22 protein-coding genes are annotated in these 20,804 nt (G+C 64.0%); 11 read left to right on the top strand and 11 right to left on the bottom strand.

The features are described from left to right. Positions 1–364 precede the first annotated feature (364 nt). Positions 365–2,011, top strand: coding sequence for an FAD-binding oxidoreductase (locus FJ977_RS24585; RefSeq protein ID WP_140774714.1), 1,647 nt, complete (start codon positions 365–367; stop codon positions 2,009–2,011). A 47-nt stretch (positions 2,012–2,058) separates the two neighbouring features. Next, the gene (locus tag FJ977_RS24580) at positions 2,059–2,682 is read left to right on the top strand and encodes a hypothetical protein (protein ID WP_140774713.1); all 624 of its coding nucleotides are present in this window, start codon (positions 2,059–2,061) and stop codon (positions 2,680–2,682) included. Between the two features lie 4 nt (positions 2,683–2,686). Here the strand turns inward: FJ977_RS24580 and FJ977_RS24575 are convergent, their stop codons facing one another. The 4 genes from FJ977_RS24575 to FJ977_RS24555 all read right to left on the bottom strand — a co-directional run bounded on the left by FJ977_RS24575 (position 2,687) and on the right by FJ977_RS24555 (position 6,034). Further along, positions 2,687–3,208 (bottom strand): hypothetical protein, encoded by a 522-nt coding sequence (locus tag FJ977_RS24575; protein ID WP_140774712.1) that lies wholly within the window; start codon positions 3,206–3,208, stop codon positions 2,687–2,689. A 137-nt stretch (positions 3,209–3,345) separates the two neighbouring features. Next, positions 3,346–4,344 (bottom strand): alpha/beta hydrolase, encoded by a 999-nt coding sequence (locus tag FJ977_RS24570; protein WP_140774711.1) that lies wholly within the window; start codon positions 4,342–4,344, stop codon positions 3,346–3,348. Positions 4,345–4,462: 118 nt separating this feature from the next. Further along, positions 4,463–5,593: a hypothetical protein gene (locus tag FJ977_RS24560; RefSeq protein ID WP_140774710.1), complete on the bottom strand. Its 1,131-nt coding sequence runs from the start codon at positions 5,591–5,593 to the stop codon at positions 4,463–4,465. A gap of 6 nt (positions 5,594–5,599) precedes the next feature. Beyond that, positions 5,600–6,034, bottom strand: a complete 435-nt coding sequence (locus tag FJ977_RS24555; RefSeq protein ID WP_056578846.1) for a hypothetical protein — start codon at positions 6,032–6,034, stop codon at positions 5,600–5,602. 743 nt (positions 6,035–6,777) lie between these two features. On the opposite strand from FJ977_RS24555, the gene FJ977_RS24550 reads away from it, so the two are divergent. Continuing rightward, complete coding sequence (locus FJ977_RS24550) at positions 6,778–7,716, top strand: diacylglycerol kinase family protein (RefSeq protein WP_140774709.1); 939 nt, start codon at positions 6,778–6,780, stop codon at positions 7,714–7,716. A 93-nt stretch (positions 7,717–7,809) separates the two neighbouring features. Here FJ977_RS24550 and FJ977_RS24545 read toward each other — a convergent pair whose 3' ends face one another. Genes FJ977_RS24545 through FJ977_RS24535 form a run of 3 tightly spaced genes read right to left on the bottom strand, consistent with a single transcriptional unit; the run spans position 7,810 to position 11,551 of the window. Further along, complete coding sequence (locus tag FJ977_RS24545; RefSeq protein ID WP_140774708.1) at positions 7,810–8,727, bottom strand: NAD(P)-dependent oxidoreductase; 918 nt, start codon at positions 8,725–8,727, stop codon at positions 7,810–7,812. Continuing rightward, positions 8,724–9,938: a mandelate racemase/muconate lactonizing enzyme family protein gene (locus FJ977_RS24540; protein WP_140774707.1), complete on the bottom strand. Its 1,215-nt coding sequence runs from the start codon at positions 9,936–9,938 to the stop codon at positions 8,724–8,726. Before FJ977_RS24540 ends, FJ977_RS24545 begins: the two co-directional genes overlap by 4 nt. Next, positions 9,935–11,551, bottom strand: a complete 1,617-nt coding sequence (locus FJ977_RS24535; RefSeq protein WP_140774706.1) for a GMC family oxidoreductase N-terminal domain-containing protein — start codon at positions 11,549–11,551, stop codon at positions 9,935–9,937. Before FJ977_RS24535 ends, FJ977_RS24540 begins: the two co-directional genes overlap by 4 nt. Positions 11,552–11,766: 215 nt before the next feature. Between FJ977_RS24535 and FJ977_RS24530 the strand changes: the two genes are divergently transcribed. The 3 genes from FJ977_RS24530 (at position 11,767) to FJ977_RS24520 (ending at position 13,572) form a co-directional block, all read left to right on the top strand. After that, positions 11,767–12,708 carry a phosphoribosylaminoimidazolesuccinocarboxamide synthase gene (locus FJ977_RS24530; protein ID WP_140774705.1) on the top strand — a complete coding sequence of 314 codons (942 nt, stop codon included), beginning with the start codon at positions 11,767–11,769 and terminating at the stop codon, positions 12,706–12,708. Positions 12,709–12,836: 128 nt separating this feature from the next. Then, positions 12,837–13,232 carry an acyl-CoA thioesterase gene (locus tag FJ977_RS24525; RefSeq protein WP_140774704.1) on the top strand — a complete coding sequence of 132 codons (396 nt, stop codon included), beginning with the start codon at positions 12,837–12,839 and terminating at the stop codon, positions 13,230–13,232. Between the two features lie 136 nt (positions 13,233–13,368). Beyond that, on the top strand, positions 13,369–13,572 hold the full coding sequence (locus FJ977_RS24520; RefSeq protein WP_140774703.1) for a hypothetical protein: 204 nt from the start codon (positions 13,369–13,371) through the stop codon (positions 13,570–13,572). 169 nt (positions 13,573–13,741) lie between these two features. Here FJ977_RS24520 and FJ977_RS24515 read toward each other — a convergent pair whose 3' ends face one another. Further along, a complete protein-coding gene (locus FJ977_RS24515) occupies positions 13,742–14,110 on the bottom strand; it encodes a helix-turn-helix domain-containing protein (protein WP_172349001.1) in 369 nt (122 codons plus the stop codon). A gap of 91 nt (positions 14,111–14,201) precedes the next feature. Between FJ977_RS24515 and FJ977_RS24510 the strand changes: the two genes are divergently transcribed. Next, positions 14,202–14,807, top strand: coding sequence for an NADPH-dependent FMN reductase (locus FJ977_RS24510; protein ID WP_056578821.1), 606 nt, complete (start codon positions 14,202–14,204; stop codon positions 14,805–14,807). Positions 14,808–14,874: 67 nt separating this feature from the next. On the opposite strand, the gene FJ977_RS24505 is transcribed toward FJ977_RS24510, so the two are convergent. Then, entirely contained in the window at positions 14,875–15,684 is an 810-nt protein-coding gene (locus tag FJ977_RS24505) for an MBL fold metallo-hydrolase (protein ID WP_140774701.1), read from the bottom strand. 69 nt (positions 15,685–15,753) lie between these two features. Further along, entirely contained in the window at positions 15,754–16,188 is a 435-nt protein-coding gene (locus FJ977_RS24500; RefSeq protein ID WP_246683316.1) for a helix-turn-helix domain-containing protein, read from the bottom strand. A gap of 70 nt (positions 16,189–16,258) precedes the next feature. Between FJ977_RS24500 and FJ977_RS24495 the strand changes: the two genes are divergently transcribed. Continuing rightward, positions 16,259–17,239, top strand: a complete 981-nt coding sequence (locus tag FJ977_RS24495) for a zinc-binding dehydrogenase (RefSeq protein WP_140774699.1) — start codon at positions 16,259–16,261, stop codon at positions 17,237–17,239. Positions 17,240–17,318: 79 nt separating this feature from the next. Here FJ977_RS24495 and FJ977_RS24490 read toward each other — a convergent pair whose 3' ends face one another. Next, positions 17,319–18,197, bottom strand: a complete 879-nt coding sequence (locus FJ977_RS24490) for an SDR family oxidoreductase (RefSeq protein WP_140774698.1) — start codon at positions 18,195–18,197, stop codon at positions 17,319–17,321. Between the two features lie 236 nt (positions 18,198–18,433). On the opposite strand from FJ977_RS24490, the gene FJ977_RS24485 reads away from it, so the two are divergent. The 3 genes from FJ977_RS24485 (at position 18,434) to FJ977_RS24475 (ending at position 20,799) form a co-directional block, all read left to right on the top strand. Next, a complete protein-coding gene (locus tag FJ977_RS24485) occupies positions 18,434–19,009 on the top strand; it encodes a TetR/AcrR family transcriptional regulator (RefSeq protein WP_140774697.1) in 576 nt (191 codons plus the stop codon). A 135-nt stretch (positions 19,010–19,144) separates the two neighbouring features. Then, a complete protein-coding gene (locus tag FJ977_RS24480; RefSeq protein ID WP_140774696.1) occupies positions 19,145–19,699 on the top strand; it encodes a helix-turn-helix domain-containing protein in 555 nt (184 codons plus the stop codon). Next, positions 19,696–20,799, top strand: coding sequence for an HlyD family secretion protein (locus tag FJ977_RS24475; protein WP_140774695.1), 1,104 nt, complete (start codon positions 19,696–19,698; stop codon positions 20,797–20,799). The genes FJ977_RS24480 and FJ977_RS24475 overlap by 4 nt, the downstream gene beginning before the upstream one ends. The last annotated feature ends 5 nt before the right edge of the window (positions 20,800–20,804 follow it).

The raw sequence follows: 20,804 nt of genomic DNA, 5'->3' as shown, positions 1-20,804 counted from the left end.
TGCCCGGCACGTACCCCCACCCCTAACCCCTCCCCACAAGGGGGAGGGGGACTCTGTAAGCGCTGATTTCAGGAAGTTACCGAGGCTTGATCAGGAAGATGTCAGGGCGCGCGGCAGCGTTCCCTCCCCCTTGTGGGGAGGGTTAGGGTGGGGGTCCCTCTTCGAAAGAATCCATATCCGATAGCCCTGCCGTAAACAGGGAGAGGTGCCAGCAGGCGGATGAGGGCAGCGCAACGTGCGAGACTAGCCCTGTGATATCGCAACATCAGCCACCCTGATGCCGAACTGGCGCCATGGCTCTGCCCGGCGCCCCTATGGTTTTCGCCAAAGAGCCGCGCTATCCCTTGGGCAATGGGGGATCCGCATGGCTGACGAACATAAAGGGTTTCGCCTGTCGCGTCGGCTGGTGCTCGGCGCGGCGGTGGTCGGCGGCGCGGTGCTGTGGGGTGGCACCACCATGGCGCGGCTGGCGCGCGGGCCTTCCGGGCCGAAGAATGCCGGACGCATCGCCGATATCGACGGCATTGCCCTGCCGCTGAAGCCGATCGCCAGTCCGCCAGCCTATGACCCCTCGCTGCCCTGGTCGGCCAGGGGCGGCGATATCAATGATGCCAGCGGCCTGTCGCGGACGCCGGTCTATGGCGTGGTCGAGGTCAGCGAGGAAGATCATATCGCCAAGGCGTTGGCCTTCGCACGCGCCAACGGGCTGAAAGTATCGCTGGCCGCCATCCGTCATTCGATGGGCGGGCATGCCTTCGACGACAACGCCCTGGTGCTAGACCTCAGGAAATTCAACAAGGTCACCGTCGACGCCGCGGCCAGGACCATGACCTTGCAGCCGGGCGCGCGCTGGCATGACATCCAGAACCTGCTGCATCCGCGCTTCGCGGTGAAGGCGATGCAATCGACCGACATCTTTTCGGTCGGCGGCTCGCTGTCGGTCAACGCGCATGGCATGGACCATCAGGCGGGCTCAGTGGCCGGCTCGATCCGCTCGATGCGGGTGATGTTGGCCGATAGGTCGGTGTCCACGTGCTCGCCGAGCGAGAATACGGACCTGTTCCGCCATGTCGTCGGCGGTTACGGCCTGTTCGGCGTGGTGCTGGAGGCGACGCTCGATATCGTCGACAACGCCGTCTACCGCACCTCGCGCGAAATGATCAAATCCGACGATTTCCCGAAATTCTTCGCCGAGGTGTTGGAGCCGAACAAGGATATCGGCCTGTTCTACGGCCACTTGTCGACGGCACCGGGCAATTTCCTCGAGGACATGATCGTCTATCGCTACGACAAGGTGGCTGACCAGCCGCCGACCGATCAGCCTGAAATCGGCGAGCCGGAGGGCGTCGGACTGAAGCGGGTGATCATCAATCTGGCGAAATGGGGCAGCGTGTTCCAGGAGCTGAAGTGGTTCACCGAAAAGACGCTGGAGCCGAAGTTCGAAAGCTGCACGGTGGCGCGCACCTCCGCCATGGCGCAAGGCGAGGCCTGCTTCGTCACCCGCAACAATCCGATGCACGATTCGGTGCCGTATCTGTTCAACGATCTGGCTGACGAAACCGACATCCTGCACGAATATTTTATTCCACGCGCTGCCTATGTCGGGTTCATCAGCGAAGCGCGTGAGATCCTGCGCAACCAGCAACTGCCGGTGCTCAATGCCTCGGTGCGCATCGTCCACAAGGAGGATGTGGCGCTGACCTACGCGCCGGAGCCCGCCTATTCGCTGGTGCTCTACATCAACCAGCCCACCGATGCCGACGGCAATGCCAGGATGCGGGCGCTGACACGGGCGCTGATCGATGTGACGATCAAGCATGGCGGGCGCTTCTTCCTGCCCTACCAGCTGCATTACACGGCCAGGGAGTTGCTGGCCTCCTATCCCGAACTGCCGGCCTTCCTGGCGGCGAAGCGGCAACATGACCCTACGGAACTGTTTTCCTCGACCTTCTACCGTGCCATCAAGGCGCTGAGCGGGGTGGCGCAGGAAGCAGTTCCAGGAAAAGTGTGAAGCGCTTCCCTGGGGAACTGCTCAGGAATAGAGCAGGAGAACAATCAATGCGTATGGTATCAGCGGCAGCCCTCACTCTTATCGCGCTGTGCGCTGGACCGGCAGGGGCCGAGGATCTCAAGGCGTTCAGGCTGACCATCGACGGCGTGGCGGTCGATATCGATCCCGGTGAGAGCACGACCATTACGCTGCCAGGCGGCAAGCAGAGCAAGGTGACGCTCGAGCGCAACGACTTCGCCACCTTTTCCGGCGACAGTTTCTCCTTCGTCCATCCAAGCGGCATTTCGGTGACCAAGACCGATCTGGGCGAAAACATCACGCAATATCTGATGGCCTCGGCGCTGGGCACGATCGTCGTGGTGCAGGAATACGGCAAGATGAACCCGGTGTCGCTCAACCAGCTGATGCTGCAGGAGATGACGAGGGAATCGGTGCAGGCCGGTGCGGAGCTGACGCAACAGCCGACGACGCGCAAGCTTGCCGACGGCAAGGAACTGACCGGCATCCGCGCCGAGGTGAAGACGCGCACCGATACCGCTCATTTCGAGATCGTCGGCTACGGCCTCGCCGATCAGGGGCTCTTGTTCATCACGCGCGTCGCCGGCGAGGATGCGGCCACCGAACAGCCACTGATCGACAAGTTCTGGGAGAGCCTGAAGCTGAAGATGTAGGGGGCTACAGTCCCGTCGGCACCAGGCCGGCCAGCCAGTTCACGGAACGCTTTGCCGCGTCGGCGGTCGCGGAAGCCGCGCGGCCGAGATCGGTCTTGACCACGGCATAGCCGTTCTTGGTGCGGTAGAGCACACCGGTTCCGCCATCGACCACCTGTTCATAGGCGACAGGCCGAGCAGCGTCCGCTTCGACCGCCGTTGTCGGCGAGCCGACCGGGACGCTTGGCCGGTGGCTCAGTTCCGGCGGCAGCGGGCTTTCTGTCCTGACGACCCTGCTGGCCGGCTTCAGTTCCGGCTGGGATGCAATCGCGGCCAGATGCGAGGACGACGACGAACCCTTGGCGCGGCAGATGCCGGAGACCAGCGGATAGTCGAAGTTGCGCTCGTGCAGGATCTGGCTCTTCATCGCGGCTTCGCATTCGGCGATGGTCGACCATTTGGCGGGCGTCTCGCCGATATATTCGCACAATTTGGCGTCGCAGTCGCAGCCGACAATGGTCATGGCGACAAGGGCGGTCTTGATCACGGTCTTGTCCCTTCGAGATGCCCGCCCGGGCGCCCATTTCAGGTGCATGCCGGGCTTTCAGGCGGCTTGCACCCTCCATCGCGCGCGAACAAGGCGGGATTTGGCCGCGATTGTGGAATGAGCATGGCGGCGCGTGTCTATTGGGCTGCCGGCAAGGCCCGTTTGAGAAAATTGGCGATCAGCCGCACCACGTCTTGCGGGCGCTCGACCTGCGGTATGTGGTTGACGCCATCGAGAACGGCCAGCTCGGCATGTGGAAACAGCGAGGCGATCTCCTGGCCCTGTGCGAGGGGCGTGGTCGTATCATCTCGCCCCCATATGACGAGAACCGGCGGCATGAAGGCGCGATAATTCGCCCGATTGGCGGCAAGCGATTTCCGCTCGTCATTGTAGAGGCCGCTGAACAGCCAGTGGCCAACGGCATTGGTGGTGCCCTCGACGTTCAACGGGCGCTTGTAGATCGCAATGCGCTCCGCCGTGACGAGATCGTCATTCTCGATAAACTGGCGCAAACCGAATCCGGTCATGAACGGATTGGTGAAGGTCGAGGCGGTCAGGAGCTGGCGCGGCCAGTCCCTGTCGAGCAGGGATGCGAACGGCAAGGCCGGCGCCTCGGTCTGGCCGAGACCAAGCGCCACGTCGAGCACGATCAGCGCGTCGATGCGATCCGGGGCCGAGAAAGCGGCCTCGATCACACCGCCGCCACCATAGGAGTGGACGCCGACGCTGAAATGGCGAAGGCCGAGCGCGTCGGCGAAGCCGAGGACGCGCTTTGCGTGGGCGGCGCGTGAATAGTCCTGGTTGGCCGGTCTTTCCGAATAGCCGAAGGGCGGCATATCGACGGCGATCACGCGAAAGCCCTGTTCGCCCAGCGGAGCGGCGATATCGCGGTAGGTTTCGGCCCAGGAGACCGTCCCGTGGAACAGAAGCAGCGGTGGCCCGTCCTGCGAGCCCCAGACCTGATAGTGCATCTTCAGCCCGCCGACGGTCGCGAACAGGGCTCCCGGCGGAGCGGCCTCCTGTGGTGACCGTGTTTCGCGCAAGGCCGCGGCGCCGCGAAAGCCGATGGGCGCGACAACGATCAGCACGACCAGCGTGAGTGCGAGCCAGCCGACAATCCGGATCAGTCGACGCATGGCTAAAGCACGTCGCGTTGAAACGGATTCATGCGACGCGCTTTAGATCTTTGTTTTTATGCATGTCGTTCTCCCAAAACCGAGGTCACTTTTGGGCGACATGCATTGGGCTGTCGCCTCAGTAGTCGTAGACGTGTTCGAGCCTGGCGCCGGCCTTCATCAGCGACGGCAGCACCAGGTGCAGCTTGCGCACGGCAACGACCATGCCAGTGCGGCGCGTCGAGGGATCGGCCGGAAGCGGATAGCTGAACAGGATGCGCATGCCTTCGGGAACGGTGATCGCGTCGGTCGAGAGCATCGTGACCATGATCTCGTCATTGCCGCCGATCTCGACGAAAGAGACGCCCTTGTCGATCAGCCGCGGGATCATGTCGGTGAAGACCTGATAGCGCTTGGTGACGAAGACGGTGCCGTCGGCTCCCATGTCGCGTTCCAGCAAGGTGTCGGGCTCGTTGCGGGTGGCCTCGCCGACCGATCCCTTGGCCCAGACATGGATGTCGAGGAAGGCCGGGTCGGAGGTCGCGGCGAGCGCCTGCTTTATCAGGTCGGCATAGCCCTGCTTGATGGTGTCGGCGAGACCGAAGGCGAGCTTGCGCTCGCTGGTGCGTACGGAGCTGTCTCCTGGCGCCGGCTGCACGGCAAACAGGCCGGCGCGTTTCTCGCCATAGGGGAATTGGTACCACGGCATCTGGTCGAGAAAGCCTGCGTATTCGGCCGCCACCTTGGCCTGATAGATGTCGGCGGCGGTGCGCTTGGCCGATGTCGCCTCGGTGATGCGGCCGACCGTGTTCTCATAGGCCCATTGCAGGATATGCTCGATCGAGTGGCTGGTGCCGATGATGACCAGCATCTGGTGGTTGGCGTAGTTGAACTTGTAGGGAGAACTGGCGCGGATCACCGTGGCGTAGTCCTGCCAGAAGCGGCCGACATAGGACCAGTAGGGAAAGCCGCTCGGCTGGTCCTTGGCGACGAAGCCGGCATATTCGCGCGCGGCGTAGACGATCGCCCATTCCGGATAGGTGAGGAAGGTCGATTCCTCCGGCCGCTGGTAGCCGGGGATCTCAGCGCGGACCTTGTCGGCCAGCGCCTTGGGTGGCGCGCCATCGGCGATGCCGGGAAGCGGCGTCTTGTCGAGCGACGGGGTGGTCAGGAAGCCGTAGGCGAGCCCCGCGACCGGGATCAGGATGACGATGACGATCAGCCAGAGGATCGTCTTGATGAGGCGCTTCAGCCAGCGGAACACGAACATGGCCGGTCAGGCCGTGGCGAAGTGGTCGTGTATGCGCTTCGACAGCCAGAAGCCGACATAGACGGCGAAGCCGCCAATGACGATATGCGGCAGGTTGGCGAAGAAGCGGGCGGGGAATTCGATGTCGTTGAGGGAGCGGAAGCCGTTGATGAAGATGCCGGCATCGAGGCAGCCGGAACCGGTGATCAGTCCGAGCACGCCGTCGAACAGATAGACCGAGCCGAACAGCTTGAAATAGAACACCGCCTGGCGATGCGAGATGAAGGCAGCGGCCAGCGCCCAGACACCGGAGAAGGCGTGCAGCAGGTCGTCATACCATTGCAGCGAAAACAGGCCGAACAGATTGCCGTTGGCATCGTTGAACGCCGGTATGTAGCCGATGGCAACGACGGCGAAGAATAGGAAGGCATAGCCAACGGCAAGCTTCTGGATGAGCGTCATGAAGTCTCCCCCTTCTACGAGCTCGTTTTCAAACGGACTCTGACGACATCGAACGTTAGCCGATTTTGCCGCCGGTTGCAGCCCCAGCCGAAAACACCGTAAAAATTGTGGGAATAGACCTCAAAGACAGTCGGCGCCGGGATTTCTCCCAGCGCCTCCCTGTCAGATCAGGACGCGGTCGCGGCAGCAACTTCCGTAAAGTCGTCGCGCCATGCCGGCCTTGATTTTGACGGTCCTGCCAGCCACTACCCGAAGGCAGCGTCCGTTCCAGACCACGCCGGTCTTGGCCCTTGCAGGCCTTGCCCTGCGTGCCATCGAAGGTTCTTGCCGTCCTTCATGGCAGCATCGGTCCGCCGTCGGCGTTGGCACGCTTTCCGCGGCCCCGTAGGTCTCGGCTACCGTCCCTCAAAACAGGCAAGCCTGCTCTCGCTTCGGGCCGTACGGGCCTCAGGAAATCCGCCTTTCACTTCCGCCTTTCGGCTTGGCGATCGGTAGCCGCCTGAGATGGGTTTAACGTACGCCGGGTAAGGGTCTCGGGAAATGGCCAAGGGCCTGTGGATAGCGGGATTATCGGGGACCGTTTGCCACAAGCCCGGAATTCCGGCGCTGGCTGCCTTAGACAGCCTGCCCGCTTTTCAACGCTCGCAACGACAGCGCCCCTTGCTCCGCCGGCGGGGGCGGGTTTCAATGCCGGCAAAGGATCGGGTGCCGCCTGCAAGGCGCCGTCCGGGGGAGGATACGCATTGAAGGTCGGGGTGGTTCTCAATCCGATTGCCGGTGGCGGCTGGCTGAAGCGGCATTGGCCTGACGTTGCTGCCTCGCTGAAAAAGCATTTTGGCGATTTCGAGCTGCGCGAGACGCAGGCCGAGGGCGACGCCGAACGCCTGGCGATCGACCTCGCGGCAAGTGGCTTTGACCTGGTGATCGCTGCCGGCGGCGACGGCACGGCAAGCGAGGTGGCCGATGGATTGCTGCAGGCATTCCAGGAGAGCGGCAGGACGACCGAACTCGGCCTTCTGCCATGCGGCACCGGTATCGATTTCGCGCGCGGGCTCGGTCTGCCGAAGGCGGTGGACGCGACCCTGAAGCGGATCGCGGAGGCGAAGGCCAGGGCCGTCGATGCCGGCCGCATCTGCTACATCGACGATCACGGGGCGCTGGCGAGCCGCCACTTCATCAACATCGCCAGCCTTGGTCTGTCAGGCGCTACCGACCGCGCCGTCAATGCCGACAAGCGCAAGGGCAAGATGTCGGCCAAGACGCTGTTCCTGTGGCGCACCGTGGTCGAGTTCATCCGCTACCGCTTCCAGGATGTCCGGATCACGGTCGACGACGGCACACCTGTCGAAGCACGCATGGCGCTGGTGGCGGTGGCCAACGGCAGGTTCTTCGGCGGCGGCATGATGATCGCGCCCGATGCCGAACTGACCGACGGAGAGTTCGACATCGTCATCCTGCGCGCGGCGGGCAAGCTGAAGCTGATCTGGGATATCAGGCTGCTCTATGGCGGCCGGCATCGCAACCACCCGGCAATCACGATCCTGCGCGGCAAGAAAGTGGTTGTCGAACCGCTGGGTGATGGGGCAGAGAACGGCGCATTGGTCGACATAGACGGCGAGTCGCCCGGGCGCATACCGGCAACCTTCGAGATCCTGCCCGGAGCGCTGACGCTCAGATATTGAGTCAAGGCGTTGCCAGATTGATTCAAGTGTTTTCGAACCTGAATCCGGCTATCGATTCAAGCTGTTGAAATCGCTTGGTTTTCTGGCTGCTGGTCAGATTTCCAATTTGGCCGGGAAACCCGGCGCGCGCAGGTCGGTACCGACGGCATCCTCAAGCAATTTGACGATCTGGGTCGACCAGGCACCGCCGCCATAAGCCGCCTTGCCTTGCTCAAAAATCGCGTTGACGCGCGTGGCGAGGTCGAGCGGCACGCCGGATTGTTCGGCCATGCCCAGCGCGAAGCCAAGGTCCTTCAGCGCCAGGTCCATGGTGAAGCCGATGTCGTAGGAGCCGTTGAGGACGAGCTGGCTTTCGGTCTCATGGACGAAGCTGTTGCCGGAGGAGGCAACGATGGCGTGATAGGATTGGGCAAGGTCGAGCCCGCCCTGCTTGGCCAGCATCAGCGCTTCGCCGGCGGCGACGAGATGGATGAAGGCCAGCATGTTGGTGATGACCTTGATCACCGCCGCCGAGCCGATCGGTCCCATCAGGAAGGAGCGCGCGCACATCGCCTCGATCGCCGCGCGATGGCGTTCGTAGAGCGCGGCGTCGCCGCCGACCAGTGCGGTGATTTTTCCAACCGCCGCCAGATGCACGCCGCCGGTGACCGGGCACTCCAGTGTGTCGACGCCCCTGGCCGAGGCGAGGGCGGCAAGCCGCACGATCTCGTCGCGGCCATTGGTCGACATCTCGATCCAGGTCCCGCCCGCAGGCAGGCCTTCGAGCAGCCCGCCTGGGCCGGCCAGCACTGCTTCGCTGACCTTTGGCGACGGCAGGCAAGAGATGGCGTTGCCGGCGCGGGCGGCCGCTTCCGCGGGACTGCTCGCGGCGGTGGCGCCGAGCGCAACGAGGCGCTCGACCGCCGCCGGGTCGCGGTCGAAGACCGTGACCGCAAAGCCGTTGCGGATCAGGCTGGCGGCAAGGTTGCCGCCGAGATGGCCGAGGCCGATGAAGGCGTAGCTTTCGCTCACGGCATCAGCGGCGTCTGCATCATCTGCAGATGCAGGTCCTTGCCGGTATAGGGATGCGCCTCGCACACCGCCTCATTGAGCTCGACGCCCAGCCCCGGTTCCTTCGACGGGATGACATTGCCGTCCTGCCACTCGATCTTCTCCTTCAGCAGCGTGGCGTGGAAACCGTCCCACTGCTTCAGCGATTCCAGGATGAGGAAGTTGGGCAGTGTCACCGCCAGCTGAATGTTGGCGGCACCGACGATCGGTCCGCAATAGCAGTGCGGCGCGACCTGGATGTGATAGGCCTCGGCCATGGCGGCGATCTTCTTGGTTTCGAGAATGCCGCCGGAGCGGCCAAGATCCGGCTGCAGGATGGTCGCGGCGCGGTTCTCGATGACGCGGGCGAATTCGAACTTGGTCGTCAGCCGTTCGCCGGTGGCGATCGGGATCGAGGTCGCGCGGGCAACTTGGGCCATAACCTCCGGCATGTCGGGCGGCACCGGCTCCTCGAACCACAGGGGATCATAGGGCTCGATGGCGCGGGCCATGCGCAGCGCGCCGGAAGCGGTGAATTGACCGTGCGTGCCGAAGAGGATGTCGGCTCGGTTTCCCACCGCCTCGCGGATCGCCTTGACCATGCGGGTGGAGACGTCGATGTCGAGCAGGCGCGGCTGATGGCCGTCGAAGGCGGTGTAGGGACCGGCCGGGTCGAGCTTGACGGCATTGAACCCCTGCTCGACATATTCGAGCGCGCAGGCGGCCGCCATTTCGGGATCGTTGTAGACGTTCCTGCCGTCCGGCGCGTCCTCGGAATGGACGCTGCCGGTGTGCGGGTAGAGATAGGTGTAGGAGCGCAGCGTCTCATGCACCTGGCCGCCGAGCAGCTTGTAGACCGGCTTGCCGGCTTCCTTGCCGACGATGTCCCAGCAGGCCATTTCGAGTGCCGAGAAACAGCCCATGCCGGTCACGTCGGGACGCTGGGTGAAGCCGGAGGAATAGGCGCGGCGGAAGAAGTTCTCGATGTCGTGCGGATCGTGGCCGATCAGATAGCGTTCGGCCATGTCCTCGACCAGCTTGGCGGTGACATGGGCGGAGAAGGTGGCGTTGTAGGCCTCGCCATAGCCGACCACGCCGCCGTCGGTGGTCAGCTTGACGAAGATGAAATACTTGCCGCCGATGCCGGGCGGCGGGTTGCCGACAACCCAGGTCTTGACGTCGGTGATCTTCATTTTTGGTCCTCCAGAACCAGTTCGGCGCCTTTCCATCCGGTCATGACCGAGGCGGCGTTGGTGTTGCCGGTGATGTTGTCGGGAAAGATCGAGGCGTCGATGACGCGCAGGCTTTCGAGCCCGTGCACCTTCAGGCGCGGATCGACGACGGAGCGCGAGGGATCAGGCCCCATGCGGCAGGTCGAAACCGGATGATAGACGGTGCCGGAGCGTTTCCTGAAATCCGTGATCAGGTCGGCGTCGGACTGGATCGACGGGCCGGGCAGGACCTCTTCCCGAATGATTTCCGCCATGGCCGGCATCGAGGCGATCTTGCGCACGAACTTCACCGCCGCCAGCATCTCCTCGACGTCGGCATTGGTGGAATAGGCGTTGGCGACGATCCTTGGATATTCCAGCGGATTGCTGGAGCGGATCATGATCTCGCCCCGGCTAGACGGACGGCAGTTGGACAGGCCGATGGAGAAGCCCGGCCAGGGGTCGGGCGTCAGGATCGGCCGCTCGCCGCTCTTCGGGATGACGGTCGAGAACGCCTGGAAATAAAGCTGCATGTTGGGGCGCGTAAATGCCGGGTCGGTGCGGAAGAAGCCGCCGCCATGGTTCATCGACAGCGACAGCGGACCGGAGCGGGTCAGGATGTACTGCATGCCGACCAGCAGCTTGCCCCACCACGGGCGCAGGATCTGGTTCAGTGTCGGCACATTGCCCTTGAAGGTGTAGTTGATGCCGACATGGTCCTGCAGATTGGCGCCGACATTCTCGTTGGCATGGACGACCGGGATGCCCAGCCCCTTGAGCAAAGCCGCCGGACCGATGCCTGAGAGCTGCATGAGCTGCGGCGAGTTGATCGAGCCGGCGGACAGGATGACTTCGCGGCCGGCGCGAGCCGTCTTCGTCTGACCGTTCTGCAGATATTCGACGCCGACGGCGCGCTTGCCCTCGAACAGGATGCGAGTCGCCAGGGCGTTGGTCTCGACGCGGACGTTTGCGCGCTTCATGGCCGGGCGCAGGAAGGCGCGGGCGGCGGACATGCGGCGGCCGTTCCTGGTCGAGATCTGGTAGGTGCCGACGCCTTCCTGGGCAGCACCATTGAAATCAGGGTTGAGCGGCAGGCCGGCCTGCTGGCCAGCGGCGAGATAGCGCTTGGTCAGCGGGTGGACGGCGTTGGCCGTGTTGCTGATGTGCAGGGGGCCACCGGTGCCGCGCCACCTATCGGCGCCCGCCTCATTGTCCTCGAGCGCCTTGAAGGCGGGCAGCAAATCGTCATAACCCCAGCCGGGATTGCCGGCGGCGCGCCAGTCGTCGAAATCCTCGCGCGCGCCGCGGATCCAGACCATGGCGTTGATCGAGCTCGACCCGCCGAGCAGCTTGCCGCGCGGCCAGTGGTCGACATTGCCGCCAAGGCCGGGATCAGCCTCGGTCTTGTAGTTCCAGTTGACGGCGGGATCGAAGAAGGTCTTGCCGTAGCCGAGCGGCATCTGCACGTAGAAGCGGCGGTCCGTGCCGCCGGCCTCCAGCACCAGCACCGAGAAACGGCCCGAGGCCGAGAGTTTGTCGGCGAGCACCGAGCCAGCCGAGCCGGAGCCGACGATGATGAAGTCAAAAGTCTGCATGATGGAAATGGGCGGCTCCGGAAAACTGGCCGCAGCCTAGACGCGACGGGTTCGCCGCGTCGCCGCGCCTTCCGGCATGCGTTGTGAAAAATGCGACTGGGATGCCGGGTCGAGTTGCGGGGAATCCCGACAATCGCGCTTGATATGCATGGGGTCGACAGCTTATGCGAGGGCATTCGTTTGTTCTGGCCACTCTGCGGAAGGCAGGAAATCATATGCGGACCCTGTCGGATGCCTTCATTCCCGAGCTGCCGGGCCACTACAAGGGCAAGGTCCGCGAAAACTACGACCTCGCGGACGGGCGGCGCATCATTATCGCCACCGACCGTCTCAGCGCGTTCGACATCATCCTGACCTCGATCCCGTTCAAGGGCGAGATCCTCACCCAGACGGCACGCTACTGGTTCGAGGAAACCGCCGATATCTGCCCGAACCATGTGCTCGAATACCCCGACCCGAACGTCGTCGTCGGCACAAGGCTCGACATCCTGCCGGTCGAGATCGTCGTGCGCGGTTATCTGGCGGGAACCACCAGCACCTCGATCCTGACCCGCTACAAGCGTGGCGAACGCGACATGTATGGAATGCGGCTGCCGGACGGCCTGCGCGACAATGAGAAGTTGGCCGAGCCGGTGATCACGCCAACCAGCAAGGCCGCGGATGGCGCCCATGACGAGCCGCTGTCGCGGGCCGAGATCATCGGGCAGGGCCTGCTCACCCAGGCGCAATGGGACGCTGTCTCGGATTACGCCTTGCGGCTGTTCGCCCGCGGCCAGGCACGCGCGGCCGAGCGCGGCCTGATCCTCGCCGACACGAAGTACGAATTCGGCACCGACAAGAACGGCAACATTATCCTGGCCGACGAAATCCACACGCCCGACAGCAGCCGGTACTGGATCGCGGCGAGCTACGAACAGGCCCTGGCCAGCGGCACCCGGCCGGACAGCTTCGACAAGGATTTCATCCGCTCCTGGGTGGCGGCGCGCTGCGATCCCTACAAGGACCCGATCCCGACGATTCCGGACGAGATCGTCGAACAGGCTTCTCACATCTATGCGCAGGCCTATGAGGCGATCACAGGCAAGGTGTTCATTCCCGACGTTTCCGGCGCCACGGTTCTCGACCGCATCCGGGCGAACCTCGCGCGCTATTTCTAGCGGTCAGGCGGGCTGCAAATACGGTGTGCGTCGACCGGCCGCCGATGGCGCGTTGACGCGTTCGCGCCGTGACGCTACGGGATCGAGGGCAATCGATCTCGAGCCATCGACCTCAGGGGATTTCTCGCATGGTGCACTACGCGGACGGACGGCCGATCGGAGACCTGACGCTGCGCACGCTCGCCATGCCTTCGGATGCCAATGCGGCCGGCGACATTTTCGGCGGCTGGGTGATGGCGCAGATGGACCTTGCCTGCGGCATCCGTGCCGCCGAGCGGGCCAGGGGCCGCGTGGTGACGGCGGCGGTCAAGGAGATGTCCTTCGCCAAGCCGATGAAGATCGGCGACACGCTGTGCATCTACACCCATGTCGAACGCGTCGGCCGTACCTCGATGACGCTGAAGGTCGAGGCCTGGGCGCAGCGCTATCTTTCCGACCTGATGGAAAAGGTGACGCACGCCGATTTCATCATGGTGGCGCTGGACGGCGAGGGCAAGCCGAAGGCCGTGCCGGCCGAGAGTTGACGAAAAGCCCCCCGTTCTCCCAGTCCCCGTTCTCCCAGTCCAGGGGCAATTGTAACATCATCCGCGCGGACGATGCGCTCCGCGACATCCAATGGTTGCCTTCACGTCTGATTGTGCCGGCGTTGGAGGGGCGACAATGCGTCAACACATACTGAACAGCTGGCTGGTGGCAGCCCTTGTCGCCGTGATCTGCCTGCTTGGCGTAACCGCCTATGCGGCAGTCAAAGAGGACCTTCCGCGCACCTCCTGCCTGCGTGCCAGCAAGGGCGTCAGGCAGCCAGCCGCGACATGCGCGATCTGCAGCCCGGCGCCTTGCGAGAGCTTGGCGCCAGGAAGCTGAATGGTCATCTTGGATTTACGATTGTCTTCATCGAAGCAGCGCCGAGCATTGGTCGGCCACAAGCGCCATTGGACAAGGTTGCGAGGCCTCGTCTAGAGAGCCACGAATTCCCGGCCATCAGACAACTTCACGCAACGCGAAGCACCCGACACCTTGCCGTGCAAGGGTTTCAGCCGTGCATGCCGTCGAATTTCTCGCGTGCCGCCCGCACACGCTGCGTGTTCCTGCGCGCCCATTCGCCAAGCGCGCTGACCGGGATCAGCAGTTCGTGGCCGAGTTCCGTCAGCTCGTAGTCGACGCGCGGCGGGATGGTCGGAAACACGGTACGGGTGACGAAGCCGTCGCGTTCCAGCCCGCGCAAGGTCGTGGTCAGCATCTTTTGCGAGATGCCGCCGACAGCGGCGCGCAGCTCATTGAAACGCAACGGTCCGTCGCCAAGTTTGCCGACCACAAGAACGGTCCATTTGTCGCCGACGCGCTGCAGGATTTCGGAAATGGCGCGGCAGTCTTCGGTGCGGTGCGGGTGCCTCAGTAACAAAAAGGTGCCTCCTTGCGTCGCGAGTTGACAGTATCTCATATAGCTCCGGTATCTAAACGATACCAGCATTTTACTGGAATGGAGAGCCCCCATGTCAAAGCCGAAAATCGCCATCATCGTCGGTTCGACGCGCGCCGCGCGCTTCGCCGATGTGCCCACACAATGGATCGCAAAGATCGCCAAGTCGCATGCCGACATCGACGTCGAGATCGTCGACTTGCGTGACTTCCCGCTGCCCTTCTTCGACGAAGTGGCCTCTTCCGCCTGGGTGCCGTCGACCAACGAGGTGGCGCAGCGCTGGCAGAAGAAGGTCGCCGAATATGACGGCTTCATCTTCACCGCCGCCGAATACAATCACGGCCCGACGGCCGTGCTGAAGAACGCCATCGACTACGCCGCCAACGAATGGAACAAGAAGCCGGCCGGCTTCGTCGGTTACGGCAGCGTTGGTGGCGCCCGCGCCGTCGAGCAGCTCCGTCTCCATGCCGTCGAGTTGCAGATGGCGCCGGTCAAGTCGGCTGTCCATATCGCCTGGGGCGACTTCCTCGCTGTGCGCCAGGGCGAGAAGAAACTCGAAGACCTCGAGCACCTGAACCAGGCCGCCACCGCGCTGGTCAATGACGTCGCCTGGTGGGCCAAGGCTCTGAAGAAGGCGCGCGACGCCGACGTGGTCGACGAAGAAATCAAGGCGGCTTGACCGCCGATCGAATTATCCTCCCAAGGATGCGGGGCGGCGCTTGCGCCGCCCTTTTCAATTATAGCGGCTATAGCGGCTCAAATCGAAAGCCGCCGCCAGACCGCACGACACGGCCAATGCCGGGCGAGTCCAGATGCGCGCCGGCAACGAAGCATTGATCGTCGGCCGCAAGCGCCAGCAGCCGCAACCGGCTCTCGCGCGCCTGGTCCTGATCCTCATCGAACTCCCACGTCACCTCAGGCCGGTCGAACTGAAGCGATGGGACGTGGACGGTGTCGCCCCAGATCAAAATGTGTTCGCCGCCGCTCGAAACGCGAAAGCAGCTGTGACCGACCTCGTGGCCATGAGCGCCGATAATGTCGACATGGGTTCCGAGACGGTCTCCGGCTTCGAAAGGTTGCGCCATCTCGTGAAATCGCTCGAGCCGCGCTTCGGTGCGGAAGAGGCCGAGTTCCTCCCTGGGAACGAGCAGGCGCGCCAGGCGCGGGAAAGCGTCCCGGCCGTCGGCAAGCACAAGGCCATGGATGTGGTCGAGATGCGTATGGGTGAAGCAGACGGTGCGGACTTTTTCGACATCGATGCCGGCTTCGTCCAGCGCCTGGGGAAGCCGGCCCATGGTCGGGTGCCAGGCATTCGCGGCGCCGGTATCGATGAGTATTATCTCATTCCCATCGTCGATCGCGAAGGCGTTGACGGAGAGCCTGAGCTGACCGCCAACCAACGTGAGCTGTGGCGGCAAGTCATCGCCAAATGGTTTGTCGCCGCGTTGCCGAAGCCGTCCGACCGGCATGTCGACATAGCCATCGCGCAAGGCGGTGATGCGCAGGTCGCCAAGAGTGTAGGTGGAATGAAGTTCGCCCGAAGTCATGCGGTGCATTTGCCGATCCTTTCGGGAGACAGTCTGCGATGGGCAACCGGCGTCGGCAACCCGTCCTGTCAATTCGATTCAGGCCGTGTGTGCGTGCTGCGCCCGCCGTGGCCGGATGATGCAGTCGGCGAGGCGATGCTTCTCGTTTAGCTCGTCGGCGTGGTGCTGGCCCCACTGACAGAGCGCAAGCAGGATCGGCTCGAGGCTGAGGCCGAGGCTGGTCGCCGAGTATTCGACGCGGGCGGGCACTTCGGCGAAGATCTCGCGGCTGACCAGCCCGTGCTCCTCCATTTCGCGCAGCTGCTGGATCAGCACTTTCTGGGTGATATCAGGCATCATCGCCTTCAGCGCCGACAGCCGCCTTGGACCATCGAAGAGATGGTAGAGGATGACCGCCTTCCAGCGCCCGGCGATCACCTTCAGCGCTCGTTCGGCCGGCAGCATAGGCAGTCGCTTGATCGGCATCTTCCTGGCTGGACCGGCCATGGTCACCTCCTGGTCAGCAGCGGACAAATGAGTGTGTAGTCGCGGCCTCGCAGATAGTGGCAAACCACCAGCGATGCCAGTGCGATTGGAGTTTGCCGTGAAAGCCGTTCAATTCAGCCGCTTCGGCGGTCCCGAGGTGCTGGAGGTCGTCGAGTTGCCGGAACCGGCGCCTCAGGCCGGCGAGGTGCTGGTCCGGGTGAAGGCGGCGGGCATAAACTTCTTCGAGGTGCTGATGCGCGCGGACCGCTACGCCGTAACGCCGCAACTGCCGATGTTTCCCGGCGTGGAAGTGGCGGGGGTGGTCGAGGCCATTGGCCAAGAGGTCGATGCGGGGCTGCTCGGACGCCGCGTGGCGGTGCCGCTGTTCGTCTCGCAGCGTCCACATGGCGGCTATGCCGAGCAGGTGACGGTGCCGGCCGATCTCGTTGTGCCGCTGCCGGACGCCGTCCCGTTCGAAGAGGCGACAGCCCTCATGGTGCAAGGGCTGACGGCCTTGCATCTGCTGCGCCAAAGCCCGCCGGGGGCCAAGTCGGTGCTGGTGCCGGCCGCGTCGGGCGGCGTCGGATCGCTGCTTGTCCAGCTTGCCAGACAAAAGGGGGCAAGCAAGGTGATCGCGGCCGCCAGCGACAAGGCCAAGTTGGATTTTGCCTTGTCGCTCGGTGCCGATAGCGTGGTCGACTACAGCCAGCCGGATTGGCCGGCCCGTGTCCGCGAGCTTACGGGCGGCGACGGCGTCGGCATCATCTACGACACAGTCGGTGGCGCGCTGACGGCGGCATCGTTGCAGGCGTTGGCTGCGGGCGGCGACCTGGTGTTCGCGGCGCTCGGCCGCTACGGGCTCGCGGCGTCCGATCTGGATGCCATGATCGGCCGCAACCAGTCGCTCAGGGGGTTCGCGCTGCTGCCGCTATTGTCCGCGGATGTGCTGCGAGCCAGCCTGTCCGAGCTGTTCCAACTGGCGGCGAGCGGGCGGCTGCGGATCGCGATCGGCGGCCGCTTCCCACTCGACCAGGCCGGCGCGGCGCACCGACTGCTGGAGGAGCGCCGCGCGACAGGGAAGGTGGTGCTGGTGCCTTAGCCTAATCCGCGGCTACACCATCCACAGCTTGTGGTCATATGCGGTGCGGGCCGGCATGGTGCCAGCCCGCATTATGCACTCAAGCCGCCGCAGGAACCTTCCGGGGTCCGTCGAGAAAGCCGAGGTCAAGACCCTCAAGCAGCTTGGCCTGAATCGGCGCCGCCTGGGCGTTGATGTCGTCGGCGCCGAAGGATTGGCCCACGACCACGCGCGGCGGACGTGCTCCGCTGGGCAATTCCACGATGCGTAGAATGGCCTCGGCCACGTCGAGCGGGTCGGGGGCGTTCTCGCTCTGGAAGAGCTCCATCAACGTGCCCACCATCTTGGCCGGAATGCCGGCGATCTCGCCATAGCCAGCATCGCGGGCAGGGTCGCCGGGCTGCTGGGCGCTGGCGAAGATGCTCGTCGGATAGTTGCTCGGCTGGACGAGGACGACGTCGATGCCCAGTTGCGACAGCTCGTAGCGATAACCTTCCGTCAACGCCTCGAGCGCGAATTTCGACGCGCCATAGAGACCGAAAAACGGGAAGGCCAGCCGGCCGAGGATCGAGCCGAGATTGATCACCAGGCCTTCACCCTGGTGGCGGAATGCCGGCAGCACCGCCCGCATTGTCCGCTGGATGCCGAGCACGTTCACATCGAAGAGCGCGCGCAGCTGCTCGGTGGTGAAGGATTCGGAGATGCCGGCGGAACCGATTCCGGCATTGTTGACGAGGACGTCGAGACGCCCCGCCTCAGCCAGCACCGAGGCCACGCCGCGCTCGACGGAGGCGTCGTCGGTCACGTCGATCTCCACGGTTTGGATTCCCTTGGCGCGTAGCGCTTCCGCATGCGAGCGGTTGCGGCCGGCAATGTCGCGCATCGAGGCGAAGACACGGTGGCCAGTGCTGGCAAGCGTCTCCGCCGTGTCGCGGCCGAAGCCGGTGCTGGCGCCAGTGATGAGGATGGTCTGGGACATGATGACTGCCTTTCAAGGGCTGGGGAGGGGACGACAGTCGAGCCTCTTAGAGGGTGGTCGACATCTAAATTAGATGTTGTATGAAATCTAAAATGTCAAGCGGCGTCGTGATCTTCACCAGCCGGGCACGAAAAAGCCGCGCTGGCACTGGCGAAGGGACGTTCCCGGGATTAGATTTCACTTGGCATCTATAGCGGCGGCCGCTGTTGCCGCGGCGCGGCGAAAGGGTGAACGGCATGAGAAAATCCAGAGAAGAGGCGGCGGAAACCCGCAAGCGCATCGTGGCAGCCGCATCCGCCGAGTTTCGCCGCAACGGTATTGACGGAACCGGCCTGGCCGACCTGATGGGCGCTGCCGGACTGACGCATGGCGGTTTCTACAAGCACTTCGGATCGAAGGAGCAGGTGGTCGAGGAATCACTGGCGCTGGCCATCGAGACGATGGTGGCGGGGATCAGGGACACCATCGCGGCCGCGCCCGGAAAGGACGGACTGGATGAGGCGATTACGGACTATCTGTCGCCCGAGTATCGCGACAATCTGGCGGGCGGTTGTCCGTTTGTCGCGCTGGGCAGCGATGTGGCGCGTGGGGGCGACGCCGTTCGCGAGGTGGCGACGTCGGGCTTTCTCGATCTGGTGGACACGATTGCCGGTCGGCTTCAGGGCCTGTCGCCTGCCGACGCCAGGAATGAGGCACTGGTGATGCTGTCGACGATGATCGGTGCCGTGACCATTGCACGGTTCGTCAACGACCCCGGCCTTTCGGACACCGTCCTGCGTCAAGCCCGCCAGCATCTGACCACGTCATCCTGACGGCACGTCACGGGCATCTTTCCTGCCGATTCGAAGTCGCCACACCGTGCCCGGTCCAGTGATCACGCCTGAGTGACTTGCATAATGCAACTAACTTGGCTAATAGTCACTTTCATATTGAAAGAGACTCCGGCCATGGTTGCAAAAACAAGCTTCGAAACACGCCCGTGCCCCATAGCGCGCAGCCTCGACGAGGTTGGCGAGTGGTGGAGCATCCTGTTGCTCAGGGACGCATTCCAGGGGCTGACGCGCTTCGATCAGTTTCAAAAGAGCCTGGAGATCGCGCCCAACATTCTGACGCGCCGCCTGAACAGCCTGGTCGAGCGTGGGCTGTTCGAAAAACGCGCCTACTGCGAGCGGCCGCTTCGCCATGAATATGTGCTGACCGCCAAGGCGCGCGATTTCCGCCCGGTGCTGCTCTCCCTGCTCGCCTGGGGCAACAAGCATCTCGCGCCCGAGGGCCCGAGCCTGGTGGTGGTGGACAAGGCCGACGGGCGCTGGGCCGAGCCCGTGCTGGTCGACCGCGAGAGCGGCAGGCAACTCGACAGCGAGGGCTTCACCATGGCGACGGCGCCCAAGGCCACCGATCGCATGCGGCGGCGCTATCGCTTCAGCAGCGAGGGCTCCGGCCTGCCGCTGATCGACAACACTTTGGTTGATCAAAGCCGCGAAGAGGCGCGGGGCAAATGAACAAGGTTCTCTCCGCTGCCGAGTTGCAGCCAGCGCAGGCGTCGGTCGTCCAGATTCCCGCACCTGCAAAGAACCGGCGCAAGCCGTTCGTCATGCTGGGCGCCGCGATCGCGATCGGCGTCGCCGGCTGGTATGGCTTTCAGTGGTGGCAGGCCGGCCGTTTCCTGATGTCGACCGACGATGCCTATGTCGGCGGCAATGTCACGCCGCTGGCGCCACGAGTCGCCGGGCACATCGATCAGATCCTCGTCGAGGACAACCAGCATGTCGCCGCCGGCCAGCTCATCATCCGCATCGACGACCGGCCTTTCAAGGCGGCGGTGGAGCGTGCGCAGGCATCCGTCCAGCAGCAGCAGTCGGCGCTCGACAATCTCCGCGCCCAGGTCTCGCTGCAGAATTCGCTGATCGAACAAGCGCAGGCTGATCTCGAAGCCAAGAGTGCAGCCGCAACGTTCACCACACAGGACGCTCAACGCTATGCGGTGCTGGCCAGCACCAAGACCGGCTCGCAGCAGGACGCGCAGAGAAGTCTCGCCGCCGACGGCCAGGCCAAGGCTTCCGTCGCCGCCTCGCGCGCCGGGCTTGCAGCCGCCAAACAACAGCTCAACGTGCTCAACACGCAGATTACGGAGGCGACCGCCGCCGTGGCGGCCGCCAAGGCCGATCTCGATACGGCTGAGCTCGATCTCGGCTTCGCGCAGATCCGCTCGCCCATCGACGGCCTCATCGGCAACCGGCTGGCGCAGGTCGGCACCTATGTCTCGCCGGGCAGCTATCTCCTGACGATTGTCCCGGAGACGGGCCTGTGGGTCGATGCCAATTTCAAGGAAGACCAGCTGCGCAGCATGGCGAACGGCCAGACGGCGACGGTCTATACCGACATTGCCCCCGACGCGCCGCTCAAGGGCCATGTCACCAGCCTGGGACCGGCGACCGGAGCGATCTTCAGCGTCATCCCGGCGCAGAACGCGACCGGCAATTTCACCAAGATCGTCCAGCGCGTTCCCGTCCGGATCACCATCGATCCGGATCAGGCGCACAAGGTCGCGCTGCGGCCGGGCCTGTCCACCGTCGTGACGGTCGATACCGGCTCGCACTGAGGACG

It is taken from the genome of Mesorhizobium sp. B2-1-3A (assembly GCF_006442655.1).
GTDB lineage: Bacteria > Pseudomonadota > Alphaproteobacteria > Rhizobiales > Rhizobiaceae > Mesorhizobium.
This window is presented reverse-complemented; position numbering and strand designations above follow the sequence as displayed.